11 protein-coding genes are annotated in these 12,920 nt (G+C 56.5%); 6 read left to right on the forward strand and 5 right to left on the reverse strand.

What is annotated here, in order from left to right:
• The first annotated feature begins 19 nt into the window (after positions 1 to 19).
• Complete coding sequence (locus CRO33_RS20480; protein ID WP_034819711.1) at positions 20 to 865, forward strand: MurR/RpiR family transcriptional regulator; 846 nt, start codon at positions 20 to 22, stop codon at positions 863 to 865.
• A gap of 159 nt (positions 866 to 1,024) precedes the next feature.
• On the opposite strand, the gene iolB is transcribed toward CRO33_RS20480, so the two are convergent.
• Positions 1,025 to 1,843 (reverse strand): 5-deoxy-glucuronate isomerase, encoded by an 819-nt coding sequence (iolB, locus tag CRO33_RS20485; protein WP_097119387.1) that lies wholly within the window; start codon positions 1,841 to 1,843, stop codon positions 1,025 to 1,027.
• A gap of 25 nt (positions 1,844 to 1,868) precedes the next feature.
• Positions 1,869 to 3,374: a CoA-acylating methylmalonate-semialdehyde dehydrogenase gene (locus CRO33_RS20490; protein WP_038644250.1), complete on the reverse strand. Its 1,506-nt coding sequence runs from the start codon at positions 3,372 to 3,374 to the stop codon at positions 1,869 to 1,871.
• Between the two features lie 413 nt (positions 3,375 to 3,787).
• Between CRO33_RS20490 and CRO33_RS20495 the strand changes: the two genes are divergently transcribed.
• The gene (locus CRO33_RS20495; RefSeq protein ID WP_097119388.1) at positions 3,788 to 4,603 is read left to right on the forward strand and encodes a TIM barrel protein; all 816 of its coding nucleotides are present in this window, start codon (positions 3,788 to 3,790) and stop codon (positions 4,601 to 4,603) included.
• Positions 4,604 to 5,023: 420 nt separating this feature from the next.
• Here CRO33_RS20495 and CRO33_RS20500 read toward each other — a convergent pair whose 3' ends face one another.
• On the reverse strand, positions 5,024 to 6,247 hold the full coding sequence (locus CRO33_RS20500) for an MFS transporter (RefSeq protein WP_097119389.1): 1,224 nt from the start codon (positions 6,245 to 6,247) through the stop codon (positions 5,024 to 5,026).
• Positions 6,248 to 6,475: 228 nt separating this feature from the next.
• On the opposite strand from CRO33_RS20500, the gene CRO33_RS20505 reads away from it, so the two are divergent.
• The 4 genes from CRO33_RS20505 to CRO33_RS20520 all read left to right on the forward strand — a co-directional run bounded on the left by CRO33_RS20505 (position 6,476) and on the right by CRO33_RS20520 (position 10,925).
• The gene (locus CRO33_RS20505) at positions 6,476 to 7,186 is read left to right on the forward strand and encodes an ABC transporter ATP-binding protein (protein ID WP_045814084.1); all 711 of its coding nucleotides are present in this window, start codon (positions 6,476 to 6,478) and stop codon (positions 7,184 to 7,186) included.
• The gene (locus CRO33_RS20510; RefSeq protein WP_176505805.1) at positions 7,164 to 8,135 is read left to right on the forward strand and encodes an ABC transporter substrate-binding protein; all 972 of its coding nucleotides are present in this window, start codon (positions 7,164 to 7,166) and stop codon (positions 8,133 to 8,135) included. Before CRO33_RS20505 ends, CRO33_RS20510 begins: the two co-directional genes overlap by 23 nt.
• Positions 8,136 to 9,788 carry an ABC transporter permease gene (locus CRO33_RS20515; protein WP_176505806.1) on the forward strand — a complete coding sequence of 551 codons (1,653 nt, stop codon included), beginning with the start codon at positions 8,136 to 8,138 and terminating at the stop codon, positions 9,786 to 9,788.
• Between the two features lie 90 nt (positions 9,789 to 9,878).
• Positions 9,879 to 10,925: an AI-2E family transporter gene (locus tag CRO33_RS20520; protein ID WP_097119391.1), complete on the forward strand. Its 1,047-nt coding sequence runs from the start codon at positions 9,879 to 9,881 to the stop codon at positions 10,923 to 10,925.
• A 114-nt stretch (positions 10,926 to 11,039) separates the two neighbouring features.
• Here the strand turns inward: CRO33_RS20520 and CRO33_RS20525 are convergent, their stop codons facing one another.
• Positions 11,040 to 11,987 (reverse strand): ABC transporter substrate-binding protein, encoded by a 948-nt coding sequence (locus CRO33_RS20525; RefSeq protein WP_097119392.1) that lies wholly within the window; start codon positions 11,985 to 11,987, stop codon positions 11,040 to 11,042.
• 9 nt (positions 11,988 to 11,996) lie between these two features.
• Positions 11,997 to 12,761, reverse strand: coding sequence for a class II aldolase/adducin family protein (locus CRO33_RS20530; protein ID WP_097119393.1), 765 nt, complete (start codon positions 12,759 to 12,761; stop codon positions 11,997 to 11,999).
• Positions 12,762 to 12,920 lie beyond the last annotated feature (159 nt).

The following is a 12,920-nucleotide window of genomic DNA, read 5'->3' on the forward strand; positions in this document are numbered from 1 at the left end:
TTTTTGACGGGCCGAAGTCATGACCAACAATCCAACCCAATTAACCTTGTTACAGGACGATATCCGTCGTCGCTATGAGACGCTGAGTAAACGCCTGAAGCAGGTGGCTCGTTATATCCTTGATAACAGCAACAGCATTGCATTCGATACCGTGGCTTCCATCGCGCAACAGGCCGATGTGCCGCCCTCCACGCTGATCCGCTTTGCCAACGCCTTTGGTTTTAGCGGTTTCAACGAAATGAAACAGGTTTTCCGTCAGCACCTGATGGAAGAAACCGTGAACTACACCGAGCGCGCCCGTCTGTTCCGCCAGACTGCCACTGATGACAGCGCCAGCTCGCCTGAAAGCCCGGTAGAAATCCTCAACGTCTTTACTATGGTGAACAGCCAGGCATTGCAGCAGTTAGCGATGCAGGTCAATCCGGACCAGCTGAACAAAGCGGTGAAGATGCTGGATGAAGCGGAGAATATCTACATCATTGGCCTGCGTCGTTCATTCAGCGTTGCGTCCTATCTGGTGTATGCGCTGCGCCATCTGGAGCGTCGTGCATTCCTGATCGACGGCCTCGGCGGCATGTTCACCGAGCAGTTGAGCATGGTGAATCCAAAAGACGTGGTAATTGCCATTAGCTACTCGCCATATGCGCGTGAAGCGGTTGAGCTGGTTGAGTTGGGTGCCAAGCGCGGCGCACATCTGATTGCTATTACCGACAGCCAGGTGAGCCCACTAGCCGCCTTCAGCGATGTGTGCTTTGTGGTGCGCGAAGCGCAGGTGGATGGCTTCCGTTCGCAGGTTGCCTCCCTCTGCCTGGCACAGACGCTGGCGGTTTCATTAGCGCTCAATAATACCGGCACCGGCGAATAACTTCGCCAGATGTTGTACATCAAAAAGGGCAGCCATTTGGCTGCCCTTTTTACATTTGTCATTCATATCTTGCGGTGTGCTGCCAGGTGCACATCACTGTGCACCCAACGACAAGCGTATCGCTAGTCGGTAGCGTCGCCATTATGGCGACCTGCGACTTTATTTGCTGCGCGGGTACTTATCGCTGTTCACCCAGGCGTGATCTTTCTCCCAGGTAAACTTCCACAAACGCACCGGACCTGCCATCACGTTCAGATAGTAGTTATCGTAACCCGCGATGGTCGCCACCGGATGATAGCCACGCGGAACAGTCACCACATCGCGGTTATACGGCGCCATGCACTCGTCGAGTGAACGGTCGTCGGTATATACGCGCTGCATGGCGAAGCCTGGTTCTGGATCGAAACGGTGATAGTAGGTCTCTTCCAGATAGGTTTCGTCCGGACTGGTTTTCTGGTCGTGCTTATGGCTCGGGTACGAACTGGTCGCACCCTCGTCGGTATACACTTCCACCACCAGCAGGCTGTCGGCTTCTTCATTGTCCGGCAGAATGTTGTGCACCAGACGCTGGTTGCGTCCTTTACCACGCTGCTCCACACCCACATCTTCCGGCGCAATCAGGCGCGCAGGCAAGTTGCCACTGCTGGGTGCATTACACACCGCCAGCTCCAGATCGCTATCGGCGTAGACTTCTACTTCATCATCGTGCGGCACATACACCGAGTACGGTGGAATACGCTCGAACGGTGACAGGCGCTTACCCAGGTTCGGGAACTCCGCGTTGCGGGTTTTTACCGAGGCAAACCCCGCCACCAGCACCAGACACAGTTCTTTATCGCCGCTGCTGAGCTTCAGGCTCTGGCCCTTCTTCAGCAGGTAGGCATCAAAGCCGACGTACTCCCAGCCCGCACTTTCTGGCGTGACGTGCTGGATACGACCATTACTGTCTGGCTGCTGCGCTTTCGAAATCAAAGACATCATCGATCTCCTAAGTTAAGCGAGATTAGCCCAGCGTTGGCATGCTGAACTCTGAAACAGTCTGCTGACCGCTCGGCCAGCGCACGGTGGCGGTTTTCATGCGGGTGTAGAAACGCACACCGTCTGGACCGTGCACGTTCAGCGCACCAAACACCGAACGCTTCCAGCCACCGAAGCTGTGGAACGCCATTGGCACTGGCACCGGCACGTTAACACCCACCATGCCCGCTTCCACGTTCTGCACAAACTCACGCGCGGTGTGGCCGTTGCTGGTGAAGATGGCACTGCCGTTACCGAATTCATGGCTGTTGACCAGCTTCAGTGCACTGTCAAAATCAGTAGAACGCATGATGCTCAATACCGGTCCGAAGATCTCTTCACGCCAGATCACCATGTCCGGGGTCACGTTATCAAACAGGGTGCCGCCCACGTAATAACCCTCTTCATGGCCTGCGACTTTTACGCCACGACCATCTACCACCAGTTTTGCGCCCTCGGCTTCACCTTTGTCGATGTAGCCCAGCACTTTCTTCTGATGCGCGGCAGAAACCACCGGGCCCATTTCGTTCTCTTCAGCACCTTTTTGGATACCGGGGCCGATGCGCAGCGCTTTGATCAGCGGCGTCAGACGCGCAATCAGTTTGTCAGCAGTATCATTGCCCACTGCAACAACCACAGGCAGCGCCATGCAACGCTCACCGGCAGAACCAAACGCGCCGCCCATGATGGCATTCACGGTGGCATCCAGATCGGCATCTGGCATTACGATGGCGTGGTTTTTCGCCGCACCAAACGCCTGTACACGTTTGCCGTGGGCGCTGGCGGTTTTGTAGATATGCTCGGCCACGCCGGAAGAACCGACGAAGCTCACTGCCGCAATACGCGGATCTTTGTACAGCTGCTCAGCATCTTCGTTAGAGGAGTGCACCACGTTGAACACGCCATCCGGCAGTCCCGCTTCTTTCAGCAGTTCAGCCATACGCACAGAGGCTGATGGATCCAGCGCCGGTGGCTTCAGGATAAAGGTGTTACCGCACGCCAGGGCGATAGGGAACATCCACAGTGGCACCATCGCCGGGAAGTTGAATGGCGTGATACCCGCCACCACGCCAACCGGCTGCATCAGCGAGTAGCTATCCACGCCGGTGCCGACGCTTGGTGAGTTTTCACCTTTGATCAGATGCGGGATTCCGCAGGCAAACTCGATCACTTCGATACCGCGCGTCAGCTCACCCAACGCATCCGACCACACTTTACCGTGCTCAGACACGATCAGCGCAGCCAGTTCGTCACGGTGTTTTTCCATCAGTGCTTTGAAGTTGAACATCACACGGGCACGACGCAGCGGCGCTGTTTTCGACCATTCAGGGAACGCGGCATGGGCGATTTCGATCGCTTTTTCCACTTCAGCAGCGGTGCTCTGCGTGAGTTCACGCGCGACCTTGCCGGTGGCTGGATCGTATACCGGGATGGTTTCATTGCTGGCGCTGTGGGTAATCTTGCCGCCGATAAAGTTTCCTACGATAGTCATGTCGTTGCCTCTTTGATGTGAAGTTCCCTGCAGGCAGTCGGTTATCACTGCAACGCCACCTGACCAGGCAATACGAAAAGCGTGCTATGAAGCTATTACAATGAAATAAATTTTTCAAATACTTCTTTTTGGAAAATTTCCTTTTAGCGGCATGGATCGCATTTTTCCCGCCTTCCCTGCAGCAAGGCCGCAAACCTCGCTCGATCGGCGCCCTGCCTCTCTTGCCGACACGCAATCATAACCCTCTGTGACCACACAATTTCCACTGAGATCACGCCAGCATGATGTTACGCGAAACGAAATATGAAATTTTTGCGAGGAAGATCCAATATCTGATATTTCATAATTCACTAACAATGAAATAAATGTTTTCTTTGCAGCATCTGAACCGTATCCTATTACAGGAGCCACACATGGCCATCGATCCAACCCGTTTCTGTATCAACCGTAAAATTGCGCCCGCGCTCTCTCTTGAAGCTTTTTTCCAGTTAGTTCAGCGACTGGGTTTGAGTAAAGTGGAACTGCGTAACGATATGCCGGGCGGCAAGGTCACCGATGGTCTGAGCGCATCGCAGCTGCGATCGCTGGCGGATAAGTATCACATCGAGATCGAGACCATTAACGCGCTCTATCCGTTTAACCGCCCTGATGACGCGCTGTTGAGCAAAGCCGAAGCGATGTTGCAAGAAGCGAAAGCCATTGGAGCCAAAGCGCTGGTGATGTGCCCATTGAACGAGGGTATTGCCATCGCACCAGAGAAAACGCTGGAGGCGTTGCAGATCCTGGCATCGCGCTTCGCTGAATACGGTATTCAGGGGCTGGTTGAGCCACTGGGCTTCCCGGTGAGTTCACTGCGCTCTGCGGTGCAGACGCAAAAGCTGATTAAGCAGGCGGGCGTGCCGTTTAAATTGCTGTTGGATACCTTCCATCATCACCTTTACGAGAACGCCGAGCAGGAGTTCCCGCAGGAGATTGAGGTGAACCAGATTGGCTTAGTGCATCTCTCAGGCGTGGAAGATACCCGCCCAACGGCGGCACTGACGGATGAAGAGCGCATTATGCTGAGCGACCGCGATGTGCTGAACAGCGTGGCGCAAGTGAAGCGTCTGGAGATGCTGGGCTATAAGGGCATTTACGCCTTTGAGCCATTCTCCTCGGAGCTGGAGAAGTGGGGCGCGAAAGAGATTGAGCGCGAGATTCGCCAGAGTATTGAGTTGCTGCAAGCCTGATTTATAACGGCGACCGAGGGTGTGTGCCGCCGTTTCCCCTACCCTTATCTGTGTCCATAACAAGACACACTTTGTTAGTGTTGGCCTCGGTCGGAGGCCCTTTTTTCCATCCTCGTCATATTTTACGTCATAGCTGCGTTGGCCGCGTTTGTGCGCCCCAGTCACTTACGGACGTAAGCTCCTGAGGACTTACAAACTTGCCGCCTTGCTCTGACGTAAACTATTTAGAGGATGCCTGAGCGGTTTAACAACGTTTGCTCTCACCCTAATTACTGACGGACGTAAGCTTCTGGGGACTTACAAACTTGCCGCCTTGCTCTGACGTAAACTATTTAGAGGATGCCTGAGCGATTGAAGACCCTGTTTAGATGCGCCTGAGCGATTGGGATGAATGATGTGAGGGTGCTTTATTCATAGAAGTCAGGCATTTTCTTTGATTTCCACAGCCGCTTCTTGTGGCTGCCGCTTCATCATGCGTAGCGTGCAGAACAGCGCCAGACATACCAGCAGCGCGGTGAGCAGATAGACCAGCGACACCCCGGCGTAACTCATGATAAAACCCGCAATCGGTCCGGTGATACCTAGCGACAAATCCATAAACGCCGTGTAGGTCGCCAGCGCGCTGCCCTGATTCTGCTGGGGCACCACTTTCACCGCCACCACACCAATCGCCGGGAACACCAGCGAGAAACCTGCACCGGTCAGAAACGCCCCCATTTTCGCCATCCACGGATCGAACGATCCCGCCACCAGAAACAATCCGACCGCTTCAACGGCAAAACAGATGCTGGCGACGCGCAAGCCACCGAGCTTATTAATCGCGTTGGGGAACAGCAGACGCGTACCGACAAAGGCGGCGCTGAACATCGTTAAGGCAAAGGCGGCACCATCCCAGCCCTTATCCTGATAGAACAGGGTGATAAAGGTAGCGATCACGCCAAAACCTGCCGATCCCATCGCCAGAATCAGGCCGAAGCCGTAGATTTTGCCCAGCACATCGCGGAACGGCAGCGGTTTGGCTTTGCTGCCTTTCACTGGCGCACGCGGCAGTGCCAGCGCAATCGCCAGCACGCAGATGGCAATGATGATGCCCGAAAGCAGCAGTAAACCGCCGCTGCGGAAAATCACCACACCGAGCGGCGCACCGATCGCCATCGCGCCGTAGGTGACAATACCGTTCCAGGAAATCACCCGGCCAATATGCAGCGACCCAACGCGCGCCACACCCCACAGTGACGTGCCGGTGCCCGAGAAACTTTGCCCCACGCCCAGTATCACGCGCCCCAGACACAGCAAAATCAGACTGAGCACGCCCTGCCCTTCAGTCAGTGCCGAGAGCAAAATACAGATGCCGCTGATCAGGCAACCCACCAGCCCCAGCACCACCACTTTCTTTGGCCCCCACATGTCTGCATAGCGACCCGCATGCGGACGGCTTAATAGCGTGGCGATGTACTGCAGGCTGATCACGACCCCAGCCCAAAAGGCGCTGTAGCCCAATCCGTCATGGACAAAGCCCGGCAGCACCGCCAACGGCAGGCCAATCGTGAGATAGCTGGCGAAGTTGAACTTCACAATGGAGAGGATCAGAAGATTCAGGCGAAGTCGGCCGTGTTCAGGGGCCGCGGCAGGCTGGTCAGGCATGAGTGATTGCGCTCGTGGGTGACTAAATATTTGTATAGAAGGCTAACTATACGCCTTTTCCTGCGTACTGCATCCGGTGATCGCCCTAATTTGTGGTCATCATTTCGTCATATCGCCCACTTACACTCGCGCCCATCAAATCCCAAAGAGGATACACAATCTGATGCTGCTCCTGATTTGCTGTCAGGCGCGCGTGCCACAGTGCCACTCCTTTGCCGGAGGTGGCCAGTGACGCATGCCGTGCCTATCGAACTGAAAAATCTCAGATGGTCAGTGAACAATCTGACGATTCTGCACGATCTGTCCCTGACGATTCCCGCAGGCGAAATCCTTGCGCTACTCGGCCCGAGCGGCTGTGGCAAAAGCACGCTGCTGAAACTACTGGCGGGCCTGCTGCAACCCACGGCAGGCGAGTTGTGGATTGGCGATCGCTGCGCTGCCTCCGCGCGTCATTGCGATGCGCCGGAGATGCGCAACCTCGGCATGGTTTTCCAGGATTACGCTCTATGGCCGCACATGACCGTTGCACAAAACGTGGCGTTTCCGCTGCGCATGCGCGGTGTGAAAAAAGCGGCTGCACGTGAACAGGCCGATGCGGCGCTGGCGCAGGTCGGCCTGGCTGATTTTGGCGATCGCAAACCGGCGTTGCTCTCTGGCGGACAGCAGCAGCGCGTCGCCCTCGCCCGCGCTTTGGTCGCTAAACCGGCTATTTTGTTGTTCGACGAACCGCTCTCCAATCTTGACCGCGACCTGCGTGAAACCCTGGTGCACACCATGGCGGATTTACTGCGCAGCGCGGGCATTACCGCTGTTTATGTCACGCATGACCGCGAGGAAGCCAACACGCTCGCCGACCGCATTATTCACCTGGCACAGGGCCAGATTGTTTCCGTTACTCACCTCTCAGGGGACCGCAATGCCATCTCTCAAGTCAGTTAAAACAGGAGCCATCAGCGCGATGATTTTGACCTCCGCTATGATGATCAACGATGCCCAGGCACTGACGGTGTACACCGCCGGTCCGGGTTCGCTATCAAAAAGTCTGGCCACCGGATTCGAAAAGCAAACCGGTATTAAAGTGAATATCTTCCAGGCCACCACCGGCAAAGTGATGGCGCGTCTGGAAGCCGAACAGGCTAATCCGCAAGCCGATGTGCTGATCTCTGCCTCATGGGATACCGCTGAAGATCTGCAACATCGTGGCTGGCTGTTGCCGTACGAAAGCGCCAATGCCGCTAAAGTGCCGGATCAGTTCAAAACGGCCAACTACGTGGCACAGGGCATTTCCGCGCTCGGCATCGTGTGGAACACCAAGAGCGGCACGCCAGAGCCAAAAACCTGGCAGGATCTGACTGCACCCGCGTTTAAAGACAAAGTCACCACCCCCGATCCGGTACTCTCTGGTGCTTCACTCGATCTGCTGATTGGCCTGCAAAACAGCGAGGGTGAAAAAGCCTGGCAGCTGTTTGACCAGTTAAAAGCCAACGGCATGGTGATGAGCGGCCCGAATGCCCAGGCGGTGACGCCAGTATTGCAGGGTGCGAAAGCGGCGGTGTTTGGTGCAGTGGATTACGTCACCTATAACAACATTGCGCAGGGTGAAAGCGTCAAAGTGATCTTCCCGGAAAACGGCACCGTGGTGGCCCCGCGCCCGATGATGATTCTGAAAAGCAGCCAACATGCCGATGATGCGAAGAAGTTCGTCGATTATGTGCTGTCGGATGAAGGCCAGGAGCAGGTCGCGAAGGCCTGGTTGATGCCGGCGCGTACCGATATCAAAGCCCAGCGTCCGCTGTTCACCGAGATCAAACTGCTGCCCGCCAATAGCGATGGCAGCAGCGAGCGCTCGGCGGTGCTGAAGCGCTTTGGCGCCCTGTTCGGGCAGTAAATGATGTCGCGTGCCCTGAATGGATTGATTCTGCTGGCGCTGATGCTGCTGGTGGCACTGCCGCTGCTGTTTATCGTGCTACAGGCACTGTTTCCACAGCTTGGCGAGGGGAACTGGAGTGGGGCTTTCAGCGCGTTACCGGCGCTGTTTGAAGATCCCCAGCTGGTTCCGATGTGGCTGGGCACGCTGAAAATCGGCGGCGGCGTGGCGCTGTGCAGTTTGCTGCTGGGCTTACCGCTCGGCGCACTGCGCGGCCTGTTCCGTCTGCCGGGGGCGGCAATGTGGGATCTGCTGTTTCTGATCCCCTTCCTCACCCCGCCCTATATCGTGGCGCTGTCATGGACGCTGGCACTGCAACGCAACGGCTATCTGCAACAACTCACTGGCTTCAACCTTGATAGCCTGCTGTTTAGCAGCACCGGCATGACGCTGGTGATGACGCTGAATATCTTCCCGGTGGTCTACTTTGCGGTATCGCGTTCATTGATGGCGAGCGGTCAACGCCTCGCCTGGGTGGCGCGCGTGCACGGCGCATCAGCCTGGCGCGCTTTTGCCCAGATCACATTGCCGCTGACACTGCCAGCGTTAGCCGGTGGCGTGCTGCTGGCATTCACGCTGGCGATTGAAGAGTACGGCGTGCCTGCGGCGCTCGGCACTCAGGCGCATCTGACGTTGATGACGGTCGGTATCGAAACCAAACTGGCGGACTGGCCAATCGATTTACCGGGCGCGGCATCGCTCTCGTTGATGCTGAGCCTGGTGGCGCTCACCGCCTGGTTCCTGCAACGCAAACTGACCGGCAGCAGCGATGTCACGGCCGTTAACGGCAAACCGGTGGTGCAGGAGCTTGCCGAGGGCGGGCGCTGGCTGCCGCTGATGTTGCTGCCGTTTATCCTCACCGTTTTACTCGCCGTGGTACTGCCGCTGGGCGCAATGACGCTGAGTGGATTACTGAATACCCTTTCCGGCGGCCTGCATCTGGATAACCTGACGCTGCGCCACTTCGGCGCGCTGTTCAGTCAGCAAGGGGATGCGTTAGCGGCCTTCTCCACCAGCATTGGGCTGGCGCTGGGCGCAGCACTGCTTACTGGGCTGCTCGGTTTCCTGATTGCCTGGCGCGTGTCAGAAGGAAAAACGCGCCTGCTGGCGATGATGGATGGCCTGGCGTTGCTGCCTGCCGCCATGCCCGGCGTGGTGGTCGGCGTCGGTTTGATTCTGCTGTGGAACCGCGGCTTCTGGCCGGTTTCCCCTTACAACACAATGTTTATTCTGCTGCTTTCCTACAGCTGCCTGCTGCTGCCGTGGCCGGTACGCTATGTCAGCAGTGCGCTGCGCCAACTGGCCCCCACGCTGGAACCGGCGGCGCGCGTGCACGGCGCGTCACGCTTACAGGCGCTGCGCCTGATCGTCCTGCCGCTGGTCGCACCGAGTCTGCTGGCCGCGATGATGATGGTGTTTGCCGTGGCATCGCGCGAACTGGTGACCTCGCTGCTGCTGGCACCCGCCGGGACGCAAACCGTGGCGATTTTTATCTGGCGTCAGTTCGAGCAAGGTTCCGTGGGGCAAGGGATGGCGATGGCCACCGTGACACTGCTTGCCAGCCTCACCCTGATGCTGGGCGCCACAGCGCTAATGCAACGTCAGGGGAAATAAAACACTGACGTTTCGCTTATTCCTAAATAAACAATCACTTACTTTCATTCAACTACACTCTCCTGAGCCATTGATGACTCAGGAGAGTAAATGAACAACCTGCCCCAGGAAAAAATTGGCCAGAACATGCTGGTCAAAATGGCGATGCTGGTGATTATTCTGGCGGGCATCCGTGCTGCGTCAGAAATTCTGGTGCCCTTCCTGCTCGCCAGCTTTCTGGCGATTGTGCTTAATCCACTGGTCACCCTGCTGATGCGTCGAGGCGTGCCACGTGGTCTGGCCATCACTGCGGTGATCAGCGTGATATTTATCGTCATCCTGTTGTTGGTTGGCGTGATGGCCAGTTCGGCCAGTGACTTCAGCGACACCTATCCGCAAATCCGCAGCATGCTGGAACAAAAGCTCGGCGTGGTGCAGCACTTTGCCGCTCGCTTTCATATCAATGTCTCAACGGAAGCCTTAGCTGCCCGGCTCGACCCGAATGTGATGATGGATCTGGCCACCACGCTGCTGAAACAGTTTTCCGGTGCCATGACCAACGTGCTGCTGCTGATCCTCACCGTGGTGTTTATGCTGTTCGAAGTGCGCCATCTGCCCTACAAAATGCGCAACGCGATGATCAATCCGCAAATCCGCATTGCGGGGTTACACCGCGCATTCAAAGGCGTGACCCACTACCTGGCGCTAAAGACCCTGGTCAGCGTCATCACCGGGCTCGCGGTATGGCTGGTGCTGGAATTGATCGGCGTGAAATTCGCGCTGTTCTGGGGCGTGGTGGCGTTTATCCTCAACTTCGTGCCCAATATCGGCCCCATCATCGCCGGCATCCCGCCGTTTATTCAGGCTCTGGTGTTAAATGGCGTCTACGATGCGCTGTTCGTGGTCGCGCTGTTCAGTGCGATTCATATGGTGTTTGGCAATATGCTGGAGCCAAAGCTGATGGGGCGCGGATTGGGGCTCTCGACGCTGGTGGTGTTTCTGTCGCTGATATTCTGGGGCTGGCTGTTGGGGCCGGTGGGCATGCTGCTGTCAGTACCACTGACCAGCGTCACTAAGATATTGATGGAGACCACGCCGGGTGGCAGCCGACTGGCGATAATGTTAGGCAATGGGCGGCCGGGATCGCGTCCGCGTTAATAGCCAGGGGTTTGCGCCGCTACAGCATGTGCACATCAGCGTCGCGGCGAGAGGCTTCGCGCAGGTTGATGTGCACATAAGTGTAACGGCGCGATTATTGCGCAGGATTGGCGATTATTGCGTAAAGACGCTGTTATCCGTAATCGCCTGCACATCGACTTTGTTCGGCAAAATCTTCAGCTCGCTAAACAGATTTGACACCTTCTGCACTTTCGCCACATCTTCTGCCGTTACACCCCGAACGCCGTGTGAAATGCGCGGCGTAATCTTCTGCGCATCTTCCGGCGAGAGACGTGTTAACTGGGCATAGACTGCGTTGTACTGCTGCGGGTGCTCCAGTGCCCATTCGCGGGCTTTGGCTAAACGATGGGTGAAATCGACAATCGCCGCCCGCTTAGCGGGATCGTCCAGCGAACTCTGCGTGGCAGTGACAAACGACAGTGCCGTGGTTAACCCTTTGCCATCGCGCAGCAGGCGTGCACCGTGCTGTTCAGCAATCCCCAGATAGGGATCAAACGTGGCCCAGGCGGCAATCTGCCCGGAATTAAACGCTGCACTGGCATCGGTTGGCAAAACAAACCGCACCGGCACCGTATCGCGTTTGACCTGCGCTTCTTCCAGCGCTTCATACAACAGATGCTGCGAAATGCTGCCGCGCGCCGATGACACCACCACTTCTTTTCCGGCCAGATCTTTTACGCTGTGGATTGGCGAATCCGCCGGAACGATCAATCCGTTCGAACCGGCATCGCCGACGTTGGTGGCGATGATCTTCAACGGTACGCCACCGGACGCCGCCATCAATACCGGCAAATCTCCGGCGTAGGAGGTATCGACCGCCCCCGCACGCTGTGCTTCAAACAGCGGTGCCGCCCCCTGGAAATTCGCCCAGCGATATTGATAGGGCGCATCTTTCATGACATCGGCGGCCTCAATCAGCGAACGCAAATTGCGCGCCTGATCGCCCAGCACCAGAGTGACTTTGCTCAAATCAGGTGCCGCCTGACTACTAAACGCCGCGCACAGCAACAGCGTCGAAACTACCGGTTTCAGCCATTTCATAAGGGATTCTCAGAGTGCGTTGCGGTTGAGCTGGCGGATGTAGGCATCCCAGTGCAGCTGATATTTGTGGTTACGGATGCTGTTGTCGAAGGCTTGCGCCGCTTTCTCGGATACCTCATCAGGCAGGATGATCAAATCGGCACCGCCCGACTGAGCCGCTAGTTGCGCCTGGCAAGCACGCTCCAGGTAGTAAAGGTTATAGAACGCTTCTTCAATACTGCCGCCGCAGGTCAGCAGGCCGTGATTGCGCAGGATTAGCGCATTAAGATCGCCGAGATCGGCCACAATGCGTTGCTGCTCATCAAGATCCAGCGCAATGCCTTCGTAATCGTGATAGCCAAGACGATGGTGGAAGCGCGTGCTGTGCTGCGAAATCATCAGCAACCCGTTGCGCTGCGCAGAGACACCAATGCCCGCCGCCGTATGCGTATGCAGCACGGCATGCGCATCCGGACGTGCACGGTGAATTGCGCTGTGAATCACAAATCCCGCGTGGTTAATCCCCAGCCCCGTCGGGTCATCAATGATGTTTCCGTCGATATCAATTTTCACCAGCGTCTCCGCCGAGATTTCATCGAAGGTTTGACCGAAAGCGTTAATCAGAAAATGGGGCTGATCGCCCGGCACACGCAGAGAAAAGTGGGTGTAGATATGGTCGGTCCAGCGCAGCCTGGCCGCCAGGTGATAGGCCTGCGCCAGCTTCACACGCGCCTGCCATTCGCCTTCGCTGATGCGTTGGCGCAGGGAAGCCACATCCAGGGTTTCAGTGCTCATTTTCGCTCCTCATTTCAGGTCAATATGCTTTCCCATCATCGTGGCACAGCGCTTTTCCCGCTGGGAAATGCCAATAACGGCAAAACATTGTCAATTAACGCAAAGCGACGCCGATATTTGACCTGAGTCAGCCCAGAGCAAAATCAAAACGCTAATATG

The sequence above is a fragment of the Pantoea sp. GL120224-02 genome, from assembly GCF_900215395.1.
GTDB classification, from domain to species: domain Bacteria; phylum Pseudomonadota; class Gammaproteobacteria; order Enterobacterales; family Enterobacteriaceae; genus Pantoea; species Pantoea communis.